We start from the raw sequence: 16,586 nt of genomic DNA, 5'->3' as shown, positions 1-16,586 counted from the left end.
ATGATTAGACGGCAACTTTGTGGTCGGTCAGGCCAGGACTGCTGACCCGGTAAATACCGATTTCGCCCAGTAGATTGGGCCATAGCTTACTCGCCCAGCCGTGGCGGTGCTGTTGATCGACGGCAAGGCGGTTGATGACCTTGGCTTCACGCTCGCCACACAGGGCTTCGAAGTCTTCGAAGGTGCAGAAGTGGATGTTCGGCGTGTTGTACCACGTGTACGGCAGGAAATCCGAGACCGGCATACGGCCCTTGGTGGCCAGGTACCAGCGGCAGCGCCAGTGGCCGAAGTTGGGGAAGGTGATGATGCATTGGCGCCCGACCCGCAGCATTTCGTCGAGGATGCGGTCCGGGTAGTGCACGGCTTGCAGGGCCTGGGTCATCACCACGATGTCGAAGCTGTTGCTGGCGAAGTTGCCCAGGCCCTTGTCCAGGTCCTGCTCGATTACGTTGATGCCCTTGGCCACGCATTGGGCGATGTTGTCCGGGTCGTTTTCCAGGCCGTAGCCGGTGACTTGCTTGTTGTCGCGCAGCCAGCTCAGCAGTTCGCCATCGCCGCAGCCCAGGTCGAGCACGCGGCTGCCGGCGGGGATCCAGTCTTGGATGATTTCCAGGTCGGCTCTCATGGCGTTCTCACAGTGCGATTCGATTCATGTAGTTGCTAAAGGCCTGCAGGTAACGCGGGATCGGAATCAGGAAGGCGTCGTGGCCTTGCGGTGCATCGATCTCCAGGTAGCAGACGTCCTTCTTGGCAGCCATAAGGGCATCCACCAGCTCACGGGAGCGGGCCGGCGAGAAGCGCCAGTCGGTAGTGAATGACATCACGCAGAACTTGGCCGTGGCGTGCTCGAAGGTTTTCGCCAGGTCGTCGTCGTGGTTGGCCGCCGGGTCGAAGTAGTCCAGGGCCTTGGTCATCAACAGGTAGGTGTTGGCATCAAAACGTCCGGAAAACTCTTCGCCCTGATAGCGCAGGTAGCTTTCCACCTGGAACTCGACGCTGTGGAAGTCGTAGTTGAGCTTCTCGCTCTTGAGGCCACGGCCGAATTTTTCGCCCATGGAATCATCGGACAGGTAGGTGATATGCCCCACCATCCGCGCCAGCATCAGGCCGCGCTTGGGGATCACGCCGGCTTCCTGGAACGAACCGCCGTGGAACTCGGGGTCGGTGAGGATGGCCTGGCGCGCCACTTCGTTGAAGGCGATGTTCTGCGCCGACAGCTTGGGCGCCGAGGCGATGGCCAGGCAATGGCGCACACGGTCGGGGTAGCTGATGGTCCATTGCAGCGCCTGCATACCGCCCAGGCTGCCACCAATTACCGCGGCCCACTGGTGGATGCCCAGCAGGTCGGCCAGGCGTGCCTGGCTGTGTACCCAGTCTTCTACGGTCAACACCGGGAAGTCCGCGCCGAATGGCTTGCCGGTGTCCGGGTTGAGGCTGCTGGGGCCGGTGGAGCCATTGCAGCCGCCGAGGTTGTTCAGGCTGACCACGAAGAACTTGTTGGTGTCGATGGGCTTGCCGGGGCCGATGCAACTGTCCCACCAGCCGGGTTTGCGCTCGTCAACGCTGTGGAAACCGGCGGCGTGATGGTGGCCGGACAGGGCGTGGCAGATCAGCACGGCGTTGCTCGCCGTGGCGTTCAGTTGGCCGTAGGTTTCGTAGATCAGGTCGTAGGCAGGCAACGAACGGCCGCAGGCCAGGGCCAGCGGTTCGCTGAAGTGCGCCACTTGAGGCACGACCAGTCCAACAGAATCGGGGGGAAAGGCAGCTGGCATCGACCCTGCTCTCGTTTAAATGAGGCGTAAGTCTAAAGAGCGGGGACCCTAGCGGCAAGCAATGGTCTGTACCAGTACGCAGATACAAAATGTGGAAAGGGTTTATGTGGGAGCCGGGCTTGCCCGCGATGCAGGCACCGCGGTTTTCAGACACACCGAGGTGATGCTATCGCAGGCAAGCCAGCTCCCACACAAGCCAGCTCCCATAGGGGCTACGGCATTCAGATCAGGCCGAACAGCTCTTTGGGCATGTAGGCAAAGTATGCCAGGCGTGGAATCACCCAGCTCTGCAGCAACTGAATCACGATAAACGCAAAGATCGGCGAGATATCCAGGCCACCCAGGTTCGGGATCAGGCGACGGAAGGGTGCCAGCACCGGTTCGGTGATCTGGGCCACCAGTTCGGTGCCCGGGCTACGGCTGCCGGGTGCGACCCACGACAGGATCACGCTGATGATCATCGACCAGAAAATGATCTTCAGGAACAGCGAGAAAATACCGATCAGGCCCCACGGCAACAGCAGTACGGTGAACGCCTGATAGCCGTTGAGCATCAGGATCACCACGAACAGCAGGATCTGCAGCAGCAACGCCAGCACCAGCGAGGACATGTCCAGGCCGAACAGGCTCGGGATCACCCGGCGCAGCGGCTTGAGCAGCGGTTGGGTGGCCTTGACCACGAACTGGCACAACGGGTTGTAGAAGTTCGCCCGCACCAGTTGCAGGATAAAGCGCATCAGCACGATCAGCAGGTACAGGCTGCCCAAGGTCTGAATGATGAAAATGGCAGCGTCATTGATTCCGAGCATGTTTGATTACCTTGGTAAGGGACGACTATTTGCCCAGTTGCTCAGCCATCTCGGCCGAACGATGTGCCGCGGCACCCAGTGCTTTTTCCACCAGGGCCTCAAAGCCCCCGGCCTGGAACGATTCGATGGCGGCTTGCGTGGTGCCGCCCGGCGACGTTACCCGACGGCGCAGTTCGGCGGCATCGACATCGCTGCCGACAGCCATTTTCGCGGCGCCCAGGGCCGTGTGCTCAGCCAGTTGTTCGGCAACGTCGTGGGGCAGGCCCAGCTTGACGCCAGCGGCGGTCATGGCCTCGATCAACAGGAAGAAGTAGGCCGGGCCGCTGCCGGAAACGGCGGTGACCGCATCCAGTTGCTGCTCCTGCTCCAGCCATACGGCAAGGCCTACCGCAGACAGCAATTCCTGAGCCTGGTCACGCTGCTGCGCACTGACTTCAGCGGTGGCGTACAAACCGCTTACGCCCTGGCGCAGCAACGCTGGGGTATTGGGCATGCAACGTACGATCGGCTGGTCACCGAGCCAGGTCTTCATGCTGGCACAGGTGATGCCGGCGGCAATGGACACCACCAATTGATGCGGCTGCAGGCTTGGACGCAGGCTCTCGCACACGGCCTTCATGGCTTGTGGTTTGACCGCCAGCACGATCACATCGACGCCGTGGATGGCTTCGGCGTTGTCGGCAAAGGTCTTGATACCGTGTTCGGCGCTGACGCGCTCGCGGGTTTCGTCACCCGGGTCGCTGGCGCGGATCTGTTCGGCGTCCAGGCCCTTGGCCCGCAGGCCACCGATCAGGCTGGCCGCCATGTTACCGGCGCCGATAAAGGCAATACGCGTGTTGCTCATGACAGGTCCTTATTTTCGAGGGAAGTCAGCCGTTTTGCGGCTGGCCGTAGTCGCGGGCGCCAAACAGGGCGGTACCGATCCGCACCCAGGTGGCGCCTTGGGCGATGGCCGACTCAAGGTCATGGCTCATGCCCATGGAAAGTGTGTCCAGCGCCAGGTTCAAGCTGGCTTGCAGGTCGCGTACGCTGGCAAACGCCGCATCCTGTGCGGCCCGGTCTTCAGTCGGCTCGGGGATCGCCATCAGGCCGCGCAGCTTCAAGCGTGGCAGGGCGCTGATCGCGTTGGCCAGGGCCGGCAGGTCGGCAGGCGTACAGCCGGATTTGCTGGCCTCGCCACTGACATTGACCTGGATGCAGATATTCAGCGGCGGCAGGTCGGCCGGGCGTTGTTCGGACAGGCGTTGTGCGATTTTCAGGCGGTCCACGGAATGCACCCAAGCGAAGTTCTCGGCGATCGCGCGAGTCTTGTTCGATTGAATGGGGCCGATGAAGTGCCAACTCAAGGGCAAGTCGGTTAAATCCGCCTGTTTGCCCAGGGCTTCCTGCAGGTAGTTCTCGCCAAAGTCGCGCATCCCAGCGGCATAGGCGTCGCGCACGGCTTGTGCGGGTTTGGTCTTGCTCACGGCCAGCAGGTGGATGCTGCTTGCGTCACGTTGCACGGCGTCGGCTGCGGCGCGGATGCGCTGGCTAACCAGGCCAATGTTGTCTGCTATCGTCGACATTCAAGATGCGCCCGTGGATATGGAGTCCGCGGCATTCTACTGGAAATGGAAAGCCCTATGGATATCACGCAATTGCTGACGGCCAGCGTAAGCCGTGGCGCCTGTGACCTGCATTTGTCGGCCGGCCTGGCGCCGATGCTGCGAGTCGATGGCGAGGTCTGGCCGATGGATGAGCCGGTGCTGAACGCAGCGCAACTGGTCGATCTGGTGAGCCCTTTGTTGAATAAACACCAACAAAAGGATTTCGAAACATCTCTTGAAACGGATTTTGCCTTCGAATTGCCGGGAGTCGCACGCTTTCGGGCGAACGTGTTCCGCCAGAATCGCGGTATAGGCGCGGTGTTTCGAGCCATCCCGACCGAGGTCCAGAGCCTGGAAGACCTTGGGTTGGGCGAGGTGTTCCAGCGTATGGCGCAGTTCCCCCGTGGCCTGGTGCTGGTCACCGGGCCTACCGGTTCGGGCAAGTCCACCACGCTGGCGGCGATGATCGATTATCTGAACCGGCACCGGCGCCAGCACATCCTCACGCTTGAAGACCCCATCGAATTTATCCACAGGCCGAAACTGGCCCTGATCACCCAGCGCCAGGTGCACCGCGATACCCACAGCTTCTGCGTGGCGCTGCGCTCGGCCCTGAGGGAAGACCCGGATGTGATCCTGGTGGGCGAATTGCGCGACCTCGAAACCATCCGTCTGGCCTTGACGGCCGCTGAGACCGGGCACCTGGTGTTTGGCACCCTGCACACTTCATCGGCTGCAAAGACGGTAGACAGGCTGGTGGACGTCTTCCCGGCCGGGGAAAAGGCCATGGTCCGCTCGATGTTGTCGGAGTCGTTGCAGGCGGTGGTGTCCCAGGTACTGGTGAAGAAGGTCGGCGGCGGCCGTGTGGCCGCCCATGAAATCATGCTGGGCACGCCGGCGATTCGCAATCTGATCCGTGAGGACAAGGTGGCGCAGATGGTGTCGGCAATTCAGACCGGGGGCGCGTTGGGGATGAAGACGCTGGATATGAGTTTGAAGGCGTTGGTCGGCGCGGGGTTGATCAGGCGGGAAGAGGCGCGGGAGAAGGCGAGGGTGCCTGCAGATATCTAAAACGCACAGATACTCAATGTGGGAGCTGGCTTGCCTGCGATAGCGGGCTGTCAGGCGCTCTCTCTGCCAACTGACACACCGTCATCGCAGGCAAGCCAGCTCCCACATTTGATTGCATTTCAAATGGGGAGCTTCAGTGGCGCCTGGCTTAGCGCTGCACGATCCGCAGGTTGCTGTTCTGCTCTTTAGGCAGCACACGCTTGGCAATCACGTAGTTCTTGTCCCAGAACGGCTTTTTCAGCGTGTCGATGCTCACCGACTTGCCACGACGCGGCGCGTGGATAAAGCGGTCGTTGCCCAGGTAGATGGCAACGTGGTTGACCTGGCGGCTCTTCAACTTGAAGAACAACAGATCGCCCGGCTTCAGGTCTTTGCGATCAACCTTCAAGCCGTGGCCGGCAGCCATGGCGTTGGAGGTGCGTGGCAAATCCACCGCTTTTACATCGTTGAATGCATATTTAACCAGCCCGCTGCAGTCGAACCCTTTACTTGGGCTGCTGCCGCCCCAACGATAAGGAGTACCCAGCACGTTGACGGCACGGCTGAGGACGTTGCTGCTTTGCCTGGTGTTGACAGCCATCAGGCCGGGCGTTGCTTTACCGTGTGCCTTGCTCAGTTGAGTCGGGCGGTTGACGGTCAGCTTTACCGATTTGGCCTTGGTGGTTGTGCTGTGGACTTTAGGGGTGAAACCATTGACGTTCGGAAGTCGTTGCTCACGATTGGTGGCGTGGGCGGCCAGTGGCATTAATAGGCAGATGGTCAGCCATGTCTTGAAAAATGGTCGCATTAGGCGTGGCTCTTATGGGTTTGCGCGCAACTTTATAACAGCTTTTTGTGTCGTTCTCAGGCCGTTTGTCGACTGAACCTTGGGGTCAAATCCAGGAAAAACGCGACGAATTGCCGCAATTGTCCTACACAAGTCAGGTGGCATAAGGCTTTGAGGGCAGGAAGATACCATTTGCCGTACGTCGGGCGCTCGTAAAAAAGTCACAAAGAAAATGAAAAAATTTATCTATCGAAGCAAAAGAGGTACTCCATGAACACCTATCAACAGGTTGGTCAGCAGCAAGATACCCATAGCAAGGTGATCGGTTACCTGCTGTGGATTTTCGGTTTTACCGGGGCGCATCGCTTTTATTACGGCAAACCCGTGACCGGCACGATCTGGTTTTTTACCTTCGGTCTGCTGGGCATTGGTTGGTTGATCGACGTATTCCTCATCCCGGCCATGGACCGTGAAGCCGACCTGCGTTTTACCGCTGGGCCTATCGAATACAACGTCGCGTGGATCCTGTTGGCGTTCCTGGGCCTGTTCGGTGTGCACCGTATGTACCAGGGCAAATGGATCACCGGCCTGATCTACCTGCTGACCGGCGGTTTGTTCCTGATCGGGGTGCTGTATGACTTCTGGACGTTGAATACGCAGATCTCGATCCGCAATACCGAGCGCAACAGCGGCCGCTGAATAACCTGTAGGAGCGAGCTTGCTCGCGAAGAACGTCAACGATGACGCAGTGCTGACAGGCTGCCCTCGTCGCCTATACGTTTTTCGCGAGCAAGCTCGCTCCTACAGTTTTGCCAGCATCAGGCCTGGTAGCTGATCCGCCCATCCATCAAGGTGTAGCGCACCGTCGCCGGCAGGCTGTGGCCAATGAACGGGCAGTTTTCACCCTTGGACAACCAATGCTCCCCGGCCACCGTCGAGCTGCCCAGGTCAAACAGCACCAGGTCCGCTGGCGAACCGACTTCAAGCTTGCCCGCCGGCAGGCGCAGGGCGTCGGCCGGGCCGGCGCTCAGGCGGGCCAATAGCGTCGGCAGGTCGAGCAAGCCGTCTTCCACCAATGTCATCGCCAGCGGCAACAACAACTCCACGCTACTGATACCCGGCTCGGTCGCGCCAAATGGCGCCAGCTTGGCGTCACGCTCGTGAGGCTGGTGATGGCTGGAAATCGCCGACACCACTCCCGACTTCACCGCCGCGCGCAAACCGTCACGGTCGGCCTTGGTTCGCAGGGGAGGTTGCACGTGATACAGGCTGGAAAAGTCGATCAGCGCCTCATCCGTCAGGATCAATTGGTACAACGCCACATCCGCCGTCACCGGCAAGCCACGGGCCTGGGCCTGGGCGATCAGGGCGACGCCGCGGGCGCTGGTCAATTGGCTGAAGTGCGCGCGTACGCCGCTTTGCTCCACCAGCAACAGGTCGCGGGCCAGGGCCACGGTTTCGGCGGTTTCCGGGATGCCCGGCAGGCCGAGGAAGCTGGCGACTGCCCCTTCATGGGCCAGGCCGCCTTCGGCCAGGTCGCGGTCCTGGGAATGGAAGATCACCGTCAGGTCGAAGGTGGCCGCGTATTCCAGGGCACGGCACAGCGTGCGGGTGCTGCGAAAACTTTCCAGGCCGTTGCTGAAGGCCACGCAACCGGCGTCGCGCAGGGCGATCAGTTCGGCCAGTTGTTCGCCATCCAGGCCCTTGCTCAAGGCGCCGACGGGAAACACCTTGCAATTGCCGGCTTCACGGGCGCGGTCCAGGATCAGCTCGGTCACCGCCGAAGTGTCCAGCACCGGCTTGGTGTTCGGCGGGCAGCACAGGCTGGTCACGCCACCGGCCGCAGCGGCCTGGGTTTCGCTGTTGATGTTGCCTTTGCGGCTGTAGCCCGGTTCGCGCAGGGCGACATTCAGGTCCACCAGCCCGGGCGCGGCTACAAGGCCCTTGGCGTCGATGCTTTCGATGGCGTTGAAGCCGGCAGGTGCGGCGCCAATGGCGATGATCTTGCCGGCGTCCAGATAAAGATCGGTAACTTGGTCCAGGCCACTGGCTGGATCGATGACTCGGGCGCCGAGAATGCTGAGCTTCACTGGGCCTGCTCCTGCTCGAATTGACGTTGCGCGGTCTGCCCGCTCATGGCCATGGACAGCACGGCCATGCGTACCGCGATGCCGTAGGTCACTTGGTTCAAGATCACCGACTGCGGGCCATCGGCCACCGCCGACTCAATCTCCACCCCGCGGTTGATCGGCCCTGGGTGCATCACGATGGCATCCGGCTTGGCCCCGGCCAAACGTGCGGTGGTCAGGCCGAACAGGCGGTAGAACTCGCCTTCGCTGGGCAGCAAGCCACCGGCCATGCGCTCGCGTTGCAGGCGCAGCATGATCACCACGTCCACATCCTTGAGGCCCTCGGCCATGTCGGTGTAGACCTTCACGCCATACTGTTCGATGCCGATGGGCAGCAGGGTCTTCGGCGCGATCACGCGGATATCCGGGCAGCCCAGGGCTTTGAGGGCCAGCATGTTCGAGCGTGCTACACGGGAGTGCAGGATGTCGCCGACGATGGCCACCGAGAGGTTTTCAAAGCCGCCCTTGTGCCGACGGATGGTGAGCATGTCGAGCATACCCTGGGTCGGGTGGGCGTGGCGGCCGTCGCCGCCGTTGATGACCGCTACCTGCGGGCACACATGCTCGGCGATGAAGTGCGCGGCGCCGGAGTCGCCGTGGCGTACCACGAACATGTCGGCGGCCATGGCTTCGAGGTTGCGCAGGGTGTCGAGCAGGGTCTCGCCCTTGCTCGCCGACGAGGTGGACACGTTCAGCGTGATCACGTCGGCCGACAGCCGCTGGGCTGCCAGTTCAAAGGTGGTGCGGGTGCGGGTGGAGTTCTCGAAGAACACATTGCAGATGGTCTTGCCGCGCAGCAGCGGGACCTTCTTCACCGCGCGGCCGCCGACTTCAAGGAACGAATCGGCGGTATCGAGGATTTCGGTGAGCAGTTCGCGGGGCAAACCGTCGAGGGACAAGAAATGTTGCAACTGGCCCTGAGCATTGAGCTGCAGCGGGCGCTTGGCATCTAGAGGCGTCATCGCGGGGACTCTGTACAAGGCGGTTTAAAGGGCAAGGTCTTGCAGTTCGAGTTCGAGCGGCGTGGGACCGGACAATTTTACCCGCTGCCGGGCTTGCAAAGACAGTGTTGCGCCCACGACATCCGGGCTGATCGGCAATTCGCCAGCATCCAGGTCCAGCAGGCACACCAACGTAATGCTGGCGGGGCGGCCGTAATCGAACAGTTCGTTCATGGCGGCGCGTATGGTACGGCCGCTCATCAATACGTCATCGATCAGAATCAGGTGCTGGCCCTCAACCTCAAATGGCAGGGCCGAGGGTTGCACCTGTGGGTGCAGGCCGTTCTGGCTGAAGTCGTCGCGGTAGAAGGACACGTCCAGTGTACCCAGGGGCGAATCGCTGCCCAGTTCTTCCAGTAACGCCTGGGCTACCCAGACGCCGCCGGTGCGGATGCCGATTAAGCGCGGTTCGCTGATGCCGCGGTGTTCCAGGTGCGCCTTGAGGCGTAATGCCATCTGGCTGATCAGTTCGGCGGGATTGGGCAGGCTCATGGGGGCTCCTTTTTAAGTGTGTAGGGGCAAGCGTGCTCGCGAAAAACTCATGGGTACCGCGTTCATCCAGCCTTCACGCGGTATCGTTAACGTTCTTCGCGGGCAAGCCCGCTCCCACAGGATCGCGGCGGGTCAGGATTCAAATAAAGCGGTGTTTTCATCCAGCCAACCCTGCAACAGCAAGGCGGCGGCGATGGCGTCCACGGGGTTGTCGCGGTAACTGCCCTTCTGCCCGCCGCGGTCACGGCGCTCACCCTTGGCTTCAAAGGTGGTCAGGCGCTCATCGTGGGTATAGAAGGGCAGGTTGTAGCGGCCATTGAGGCGGCGCGCGAATTTTTCGGCGCGCAGGCACATGTCGCTGGGGGTGCCATCCATGTTCAGGGGCAGGCCGACCACCACAGCGTCGGGCTTCCACTCTTTGATAAGGGCTTCAACCTGGTTCCAGTCCGGTATGCCGTTCTGGGCCTTCAAGGTGCACAGCTCGCGGGCCTGGCCGGTAATAACCTGGCCGACCGCTACGCCGATCTGTTTGGTGCCGTAGTCAAAACCCAGGATCAGACGCAAGGCCATCAGGCGTGCCCCGCCTGGCTGGTCAACAGGCTGAGGTTGACCCGCAGCTTGGCGGCGGCAGCGTCAAGGCGCAGTTCGCTGGCGGTGTTGAACAGGATGTCGGCGTCGAACGGGCAGGTCAGCCAGGCATTGCTCGCCAGTTCGGCTTCCAGTTGCCCGGCTTCCCAACCGGCGTAGCCCAGGGTAATCACGCTTTGCTCAGGGCCGACGCCATCGGCGATCGCGAACAGCACGTCCTGAGACGTGGACAGTGACACGCCCTCAAGATCCACCGTGGCCTGGTATTGCGGCCCGGTGGGGTGCAACACAAAGCCGCGATCGGTCTGCACCGGCCCGCCGATATAGATCGGCACATCCTGGCAGCGGCTCGGTGGGTCGAGTTCCGGGCGCAATTGCTCAAGGATATCGGCCAGGCTCAGCTCCTGTGGACGGTTGACCACCAGCCCCATGGCACCATTGGCCGTGTGCTCGACGATGTAGGTCAAGGTCTGCGCAAAGTTCGGGTCGGCCATGTGGGGCATGGCGATCAGGAATTGGTGCTTGAGGTAGGTCGGGCTGACGTTTTTCATGTCCGCTAGTGTGGCGTTGGAGGGGCGAACTGACAAGTGTAGGAGCGAGCTTGCTCGCGAAGGTCGTCAACGATTATGCGTGCTGCCTTAATGAACGTGTCGTCCTGGGGTTTTTCGCGAGCAAGCTCGCTCCTACAGTAGGCGGGGCGGGTCAGTTGCTGGACAGCCGGTCGCCCTTGGCAAACTTCCAGGTGCGGATGATTTCCAGGCGGTCCACGTCATTCAAGTCGCCGCTGAACGGCGCAAAAGGCGCGGCCAGACGCACGATGCGCTGGGCGGCCTGGTCCAGCAGCGGTTGGCCGGAGGACTCCAGCACCTGCACTTCATAGAGCGAACCGTCACGGTTGATCGATACCAGCAAGCGCAAGTTGCCATAAATCTGCTGACGCCGGGCTTCGTCCGGGTAATTGAGGTTGCCGATGCGCTCGACCTTCTTGCGCCACTCGTCCTTATACCAGGCGCCTTTGTCGCGCATGGTCGACGCGGCGTTCAGGCGGTAGATGCGCGGGCGCTTGGCGTACAGCTGTTGTTCGTGGGCCAGTTCGGCTTCCAGGCTGGAAATTTCGTCGGACAGCGTCGAACTGTCGAAGGTTGGCGCGGGCTTCACCGGCTCGGGCTTGGGTTCAGTCCTGGTTTTTTCGCGCTGGGTCGGGGCCTTTTGCGGCTTGGGCGCAACGGTGGTCACGGCGGCCTTGGGCGTTGCCTGCTTGACCTCGGGCTTGGGCACCGGCGGCGGGGTGACCTTATTGACCTTGTTGTCCTGGAACGGCGCCACTTCAGTGGTCTTGGGCACGGCTTTCTTGTCGAGCGTACCGCTGCCCTGCTGGTTGTCCTGGGCAAGAAAGTCGGCCTTTTCGGGCTTCTTCTCACTTTTGAACGTAGCCAGGGTGATTTCCAGGGTCTTGGTGATCTGCTTGGGCTCGACCATGGTGAAGCCCACGCCCAGCAACAAGGCGAGGTGAATCAGTGCGGCGAGAAACAGGGTAAATCCGAGCCGATCAGCCGGGCGCACGCCTTGATGGGTGAGTTCTGGGGGCAGTTCGGACGGGAGTGTCATGACAAGAAAACCAACATCGCGCGTTTCACAGGTGGCGCATGATAACGCAATGTTGGTGTGTGTCCGGCTGTTCTATGTCACTTGGCTTGTAGCTTGCGCTCAATGGCGGCCATCAGCATTTCGCCGATGTTCGTGCCAAATGCATTGTCGATCTCGCGAATACAGGTTGGACTGGTGACGTTGATTTCCGTGAGGCTCTCACCAATTACGTCGAGTCCGACAAACAGCAGACCTTTTTCCCGCAGGGTCGGGCCAACTTGAGCGGCGATCCAGCGGTCCTTGTCCGACAACGGACGTGCTTCACCACGACCACCGGCCGCCAGGTTGCCACGGGTCTCGCCCGCTGCGGGGATGCGCGCCAGGCAGTAGTCCACTGGCTCGCCGTCGATCATCAGGATGCGCTTGTCGCCGTCCTTGATCGCCGGCAGGTAAGCCTGGCCCATGATCTGCTGGGTGCCCAGCGCAGTCAGGGTTTCGAGGATCACCGACAGGTTCGGGTCACCGGCGCGGTGGCGGAAGATCGAAGTGCCGCCCATGCCGTCCAGCGGTTTGAGGATCACATCGCCATGCTTGGCAGCGAATTCACGCAGTACATCGGCACGGCGGCTGACCACGGTCGGCGGCGTGCACTGCGGGAACAGGGTGGCAAACAGCTTTTCATTGCAGTCGCGCAGGCTCTGCGGCTTGTTGACGATCAACACGCCGGCGCGTTCGGCCTGCTCCAGCAGGTAGGTGGAGTACACAAACTCCATGTCGAACGGCGGATCCTTGCGCATCAGGATCACATCGAGGTCGCTCAGGGGGCTGTCGATTTCATCCGAAAGCTCGAACCATTTCTCGGGGTTGGCGAATACCTGCAACGGACGCATCCGCGCCCGCGCCTCGCCGTCGCCCTGGTACAGGTCGCGCTGTTCCATATAGAACAACGTCCAGCCGCGGGCCTGGGCGGCCAGGAGCATGGCCAGCGAACTGTCCTTTTTATAGGAAATGCTGGCGATTGGGTCCATGACAATGCCGACGCGAACGCTCATGGGGGATTTCCTCTAGCAAATTAGGGCGCATAAAAGTGGCGTCAGAGTGGCGCTGTGGTTGTTGTGGGTCAAGGAAAAACCACCGGGTGGGTGCCTCGATAGATTGCGCCCGGAGACTGTGCTAAAAAGACTGCCACGGCGTAGCAGCCCTTGAATTCCAAGGCTTGCGGCGCTCATCCTGTGCAACATCAGGCAGTACACACCGAAAACCGATTCGCTGTGGCGATGGTAGAGCAGATATGGAACAGCATTCCAACGCCTTGAGAGTGATGGTGATCGACGATTCGAAAACGATCCGCCGCACCGCCGAGACACTGTTGAAGAACATGGGGTGCGAGGTCATCACCGCCATCGACGGTTTCGATGCCCTGGCGCGGATTGTGGATCATCACCCGCACATTATCTTTGTCGACATCATGATGCCGCGCCTGGATGGCTACCAGACCTGCGCCCTGGTGAAGAACAACCCGGCGTTCAAGGCGATCCCGGTGATCATGTTGTCCTCCAGGGATGGCCTGTTCGACAAGGCCAAGGGGCGCATCGTGGGTGTCGATCAATTTTTGACCAAACCTTTCAGCAAGGAAGAACTGCTGGGTGCGATCAAGGCCTATGTGCCTGCCTTCGCCGCAGTAGAACAAGCACACTGACGCCACCTCACAAGGGCCGGCGCCGACCAATGTAGTGGGGAAAACCATGGCACGTGTTCTGATCGTCGACGACTCGCCGACCGAAATGTACAAACTGACCGGCATGCTGGAAAAGCACGGCCATCAAGTCCTGAAAGCCGAAAACGGCGCGGACGGCGTAGCGCTGGCCCGTCAGGAAAAGCCCGACGCCGTGTTGATGGACATCGTGATGCCGGGCCTCAACGGCTTCCAGGCCACCCGCCAGTTGTCCAAGGAGCCGGAAACCAACGGTATTCCGATCATCATCATCACCACCAAGGACCAGGAAACCGACAAGATCTGGGGGGCACGCCAGGGCGCCAAGGATTACCTGACCAAGCCGGTGGATGAAGAAACCCTGATCGCCACCCTGAACAAGGTACTGGCCGGCTAAAGGCTCGCGATCATGACCGAGTCGCAAACTGCTTTCGAGCTGCTGCTGGACATCGACCGCCGCTGCCGCCTGCTGGCCGCCGACCTGCCGTCCCAGGAAACCCGCCTGCAACGCTGGAGCGGTATCGGCTTTCGCCTGGGGCCACACTGGTACGTGGCGCCCATGGGCGAGGTCGCCGAGGTGTTGCATGAACCGCGCTGCACCTTGATGCCGGGGGTCAAGCCGTGGGTCAAGGGCGTGGCCAACCTGCGCGGGCGCTTGCTGCCGGTGCTGGACCTGGGCGGTTTCCTCGGCCTTGAGTTGTCCAAGGCGCGCAAGCAAAGGCGGGTGTTGGTCGTGGAGTTCAATGACGTGTTTGTCGGGCTGCTGGTAGACGAAGTGGTCGGTATGCAGCACTTCCCATTGGACGCCTGGATGGCCAGCACCGCGTCCGGCGCGCCGTTTATCCAGGGCCAGTTCGACGGCGACCCGCAGTGGCAAGTCTTCAGCCCCTTCGCTTTGGCCCAGGCCCCTGGCTTCATGGATGTCGCCGCATGAGCACCGTTACCACGCCCAAACCCCAGGCCGCTTCGCGCAGCCGTTCGCAGATCATCGTGCTGTTTATCGCCTTGATCGTGTTCATCATGTTGCTGTTCGCCAACTTTGCGTACCTCAACACCCAGTCCACCTACGACAAGCAGTACATCGGCCACGCCGGTGAGCTGCGCGTGCTGTCCCAGCGCATTGCCAAGAACGCCACCGAAGCCGCCGCCGGCAAGGCCGCCGCGTTCAAGCTGCTGGGCGAGGCGCGCAACGATTTTGCCCAGCGCTGGGGCTACCTGAAAAAGGGTGATCCGCAAACCGGCTTGCCCGCCGCACCCAGCGCGGTACGCGCCGAAATGCGTGCGGTGCAGACCGACTGGGAAGCGCTGCTGAAAAACACCGATGCGATCCTCGCCAGCGAGCAGACCGTTCTGTCGCTGCATCAAGTGGCGGCGACCCTGGCCGAAACCGTGCCGCAACTGCAGATGGAGTCGGAAAAGGTCGTCGATATCCTGCTGCAACGCGGCGCCCCGGCCAGCCAGGTGGCGTTGGCCCAGCGCCAGTCGCTGCTGGCCGAACGGATCCTGGGGGCGGTCAACACCGTGCTTGCGGGCGATGAAACCGCCGTGCAGGCCGCCGATGCCTTCGGTCGCGACGCCAACCGTTTTGGCGTGGTGCTCAACGGTATGCTCAACGGCAACCCCGGGCTGCGTATCACCCAGGTCGAAGACCCTGACGCCCGTACGCGGTTGGCGGAGATTGCCGAGCTGTTCGAGTTTGTCTCAGGCTCCGTGGATGAAATCCTCGAAACCTCGCCGCAGTTGTTCCAGGTGCGGGCCTCGGCGAGCCATATCTTCAACCTGTCGCAAACCCTGCTCGATGAAGCCTCGCACCTGGCCACCGGTTTTGAAAACCTCGCCGGCGGCCGCAGTTTCGACACCATCGGCGGTTATCTGCTGGGCCTGTTGGCGCTGGCCTCGATCATCCTGATCGGCCTGGTGATGGTGCGCGAAACCAACCGCCAACTGCGTGAAACCGCTGAGAAGAACGAGCGTAATCAGAACGCGATTATGCGCCTGCTGGATGAAATCGAAGACCTGGCCGACGGCGACCTCACCGTCACCGCCTCGGTCACCGAAGACTTCACCGGCACCATCGCCGATTCGATCAACTATTCCGTGGATCAATTGCGTGACCTGGTCGCCACCATCAACCTGACGGCCGGGCAAGTCGCCGGCGCGGTGCAGGACACTCAGGCCACCGCCATGCACCTGGCCCAGGCGTCGGAACATCAAGCGCAGCAGATTGCCGAAGCGTCTACCGCGATCAACCAGATGGCGCAGTCCATCGACCAGGTATCGGCCAACGCCGCCGAGTCCTCAGCGGTGGCAGAGCGCTCGGTTGAGATCGCCAACAAAGGCAACGAGGTGGTGCACAACACCATCCATGGCATGGACAACATTCGCGAACAGATCCAGGACACCGCCAAGCGCATCAAGCGCCTGGGCGAGTCGTCCCAGGAAATTGGCGACATCGTCAGCCTGATCGACGACATTGCCGACCAGACCAATATCCTCGCCCTCAACGCCGCGATCCAGGCCAGTATGGCCGGCGATGCCGGGCGCGGTTTTGCGGTGGTGGCCGATGAGGTGCAGCGCCTGGCCGAGCGCTCGTCGGCGGCCACCCGGCAGATCGAAACTCTGGTGCGGGCGATCCAGGCCGACACCAACGAAGCAGTGATCTCCATGGAGCAGACCACCACCGAGGTGGTGCGCGGCGCACGCCTGGCCCAGGATGCCGGGGTCGCGCTGGAAGAGATCGAAGGCGTGTCGAAAACCCTGGCGGCGCTGATCCAGAGCATTTCCAATGCGGCGCAGCAGCAGACGTCTTCGGCCGGGCAGATTTCCCTGACCATGAATGTGATCCAGCAGATCACCACCCAGACGTCGTCGGGGTCGACCGCGACCGCCGAGAGCATTGGTAACCTGGCGAAGATGGCCAGTCAGTTGCGCAGGTCGGTGTCGGGTTTCACCTTGCCGCCACCCAAACAGGTGGACGATTGAAATACGACCTGAAGAACGCCACAGTCCAATTGTGGGAGCTGGCTTGCCTGCGATAGCGGTCTGTCAAATACAGATGTATTGCTGACCCA

At 61.4% G+C, this 16,586-nt stretch carries 19 protein-coding genes; 6 read left to right on the top strand and 13 right to left on the bottom strand.

The features are described 5' to 3' along the window. Nucleotides 1-4: 4 nt before the first annotated feature. From metW to IH404_RS26765, 5 genes are all read right to left on the bottom strand, one after another. The gene (gene metW, locus IH404_RS26785; protein WP_005792273.1) at nucleotides 5-625 is read right to left on the bottom strand and encodes a methionine biosynthesis protein MetW; all 621 of its coding nucleotides are present in this window, start codon (nucleotides 623-625) and stop codon (nucleotides 5-7) included. Nucleotides 626-632: 7 nt separating this feature from the next. Continuing rightward, on the bottom strand, nucleotides 633-1,772 hold the full coding sequence (locus tag IH404_RS26780; protein ID WP_005792271.1) for a homoserine O-acetyltransferase: 1,140 nt from the start codon (nucleotides 1,770-1,772) through the stop codon (nucleotides 633-635). A 221-nt stretch (nucleotides 1,773-1,993) separates the two neighbouring features. After that, nucleotides 1,994-2,581, bottom strand: coding sequence for a YggT family protein (locus IH404_RS26775; protein ID WP_194439485.1), 588 nt, complete (start codon nucleotides 2,579-2,581; stop codon nucleotides 1,994-1,996). A 25-nt stretch (nucleotides 2,582-2,606) separates the two neighbouring features. Beyond that, nucleotides 2,607-3,425 carry a pyrroline-5-carboxylate reductase gene (gene proC / locus IH404_RS26770; protein WP_194439483.1) on the bottom strand — a complete coding sequence of 273 codons (819 nt, stop codon included), beginning with the start codon at nucleotides 3,423-3,425 and terminating at the stop codon, nucleotides 2,607-2,609. Nucleotides 3,426-3,450: 25 nt separating this feature from the next. Next, nucleotides 3,451-4,146 carry a YggS family pyridoxal phosphate-dependent enzyme gene (locus IH404_RS26765; RefSeq protein ID WP_078822556.1) on the bottom strand — a complete coding sequence of 232 codons (696 nt, stop codon included), beginning with the start codon at nucleotides 4,144-4,146 and terminating at the stop codon, nucleotides 3,451-3,453. Between the two features lie 57 nt (nucleotides 4,147-4,203). Here IH404_RS26765 and IH404_RS26760 point away from each other — a divergent pair, with 57 nt between their 5' ends. Further along, nucleotides 4,204-5,238 (top strand): type IV pilus twitching motility protein PilT, encoded by a 1,035-nt coding sequence (locus tag IH404_RS26760; RefSeq protein ID WP_122735891.1) that lies wholly within the window; start codon nucleotides 4,204-4,206, stop codon nucleotides 5,236-5,238. Between the two features lie 148 nt (nucleotides 5,239-5,386). Here the strand turns inward: IH404_RS26760 and IH404_RS26755 are convergent, their stop codons facing one another. After that, nucleotides 5,387-6,025 (bottom strand): C40 family peptidase, encoded by a 639-nt coding sequence (locus IH404_RS26755; protein WP_122735892.1) that lies wholly within the window; start codon nucleotides 6,023-6,025, stop codon nucleotides 5,387-5,389. Nucleotides 6,026-6,274: 249 nt separating this feature from the next. Here IH404_RS26755 and IH404_RS26750 point away from each other — a divergent pair, with 249 nt between their 5' ends. After that, a complete protein-coding gene (locus tag IH404_RS26750) occupies nucleotides 6,275-6,703 on the top strand; it encodes a TM2 domain-containing protein (RefSeq protein ID WP_122735893.1) in 429 nt (142 codons plus the stop codon). 119 nt (nucleotides 6,704-6,822) lie between these two features. On the opposite strand, the gene IH404_RS26745 is transcribed toward IH404_RS26750, so the two are convergent. From IH404_RS26745 to gshB, 7 genes are all read right to left on the bottom strand, one after another. Continuing rightward, the gene (locus tag IH404_RS26745; protein WP_194439481.1) at nucleotides 6,823-8,094 is read right to left on the bottom strand and encodes a dihydroorotase; all 1,272 of its coding nucleotides are present in this window, start codon (nucleotides 8,092-8,094) and stop codon (nucleotides 6,823-6,825) included. After that, entirely contained in the window at nucleotides 8,091-9,095 is a 1,005-nt protein-coding gene (locus IH404_RS26740) for an aspartate carbamoyltransferase catalytic subunit (protein WP_005792261.1), read from the bottom strand. Before IH404_RS26740 ends, IH404_RS26745 begins: the two co-directional genes overlap by 4 nt. 24 nt (nucleotides 9,096-9,119) lie before the next feature. After that, on the bottom strand, nucleotides 9,120-9,626 hold the full coding sequence (gene pyrR / locus IH404_RS26735; RefSeq protein WP_194439480.1) for a bifunctional pyr operon transcriptional regulator/uracil phosphoribosyltransferase PyrR: 507 nt from the start codon (nucleotides 9,624-9,626) through the stop codon (nucleotides 9,120-9,122). A gap of 132 nt (nucleotides 9,627-9,758) precedes the next feature. Next, nucleotides 9,759-10,196, bottom strand: a complete 438-nt coding sequence (gene ruvX / locus IH404_RS26730) for a Holliday junction resolvase RuvX (RefSeq protein ID WP_005792259.1) — start codon at nucleotides 10,194-10,196, stop codon at nucleotides 9,759-9,761. After that, nucleotides 10,196-10,765 carry a YqgE/AlgH family protein gene (locus IH404_RS26725; RefSeq protein WP_122735895.1) on the bottom strand — a complete coding sequence of 190 codons (570 nt, stop codon included), beginning with the start codon at nucleotides 10,763-10,765 and terminating at the stop codon, nucleotides 10,196-10,198. The genes ruvX and IH404_RS26725 overlap by 1 nt, the downstream gene beginning before the upstream one ends. A 151-nt stretch (nucleotides 10,766-10,916) precedes the next feature. After that, on the bottom strand, nucleotides 10,917-11,822 hold the full coding sequence (locus tag IH404_RS26720; RefSeq protein ID WP_122735896.1) for an energy transducer TonB: 906 nt from the start codon (nucleotides 11,820-11,822) through the stop codon (nucleotides 10,917-10,919). A 77-nt stretch (nucleotides 11,823-11,899) separates the two neighbouring features. Further along, nucleotides 11,900-12,853 (bottom strand): glutathione synthase, encoded by a 954-nt coding sequence (gshB, locus tag IH404_RS26715; RefSeq protein WP_122735897.1) that lies wholly within the window; start codon nucleotides 12,851-12,853, stop codon nucleotides 11,900-11,902. Nucleotides 12,854-13,092: 239 nt separating this feature from the next. On the opposite strand from gshB, the gene pilG reads away from it, so the two are divergent. Genes pilG through IH404_RS26695 form a run of 4 tightly spaced genes read left to right on the top strand, consistent with a single transcriptional unit; the run spans nucleotide 13,093 to nucleotide 16,497 of the window. Continuing rightward, a complete protein-coding gene (gene pilG / locus IH404_RS26710) occupies nucleotides 13,093-13,500 on the top strand; it encodes a twitching motility response regulator PilG (protein ID WP_005792254.1) in 408 nt (135 codons plus the stop codon). Between the two features lie 46 nt (nucleotides 13,501-13,546). Then, nucleotides 13,547-13,912, top strand: a complete 366-nt coding sequence (gene pilH / locus IH404_RS26705; RefSeq protein ID WP_014720320.1) for a twitching motility response regulator PilH — start codon at nucleotides 13,547-13,549, stop codon at nucleotides 13,910-13,912. A 12-nt stretch (nucleotides 13,913-13,924) separates the two neighbouring features. Beyond that, nucleotides 13,925-14,449, top strand: coding sequence for a chemotaxis protein CheW (locus IH404_RS26700; protein WP_032878938.1), 525 nt, complete (start codon nucleotides 13,925-13,927; stop codon nucleotides 14,447-14,449). Then, nucleotides 14,446-16,497, top strand: coding sequence for a methyl-accepting chemotaxis protein (locus IH404_RS26695; RefSeq protein WP_005792250.1), 2,052 nt, complete (start codon nucleotides 14,446-14,448; stop codon nucleotides 16,495-16,497). The genes IH404_RS26700 and IH404_RS26695 overlap by 4 nt, the downstream gene beginning before the upstream one ends. Nucleotides 16,498-16,586: the final 89 nt, after the last annotated feature.

The organism is Pseudomonas sp. OST1909 (assembly GCF_015277575.1).
Classification (GTDB): domain Bacteria; phylum Pseudomonadota; class Gammaproteobacteria; order Pseudomonadales; family Pseudomonadaceae; genus Aquipseudomonas; species Aquipseudomonas synxantha_A.
The sequence above is the reverse complement of the archived record's forward strand: the minus strand, read 5'-3'. Positions and strand labels throughout refer to the sequence as shown.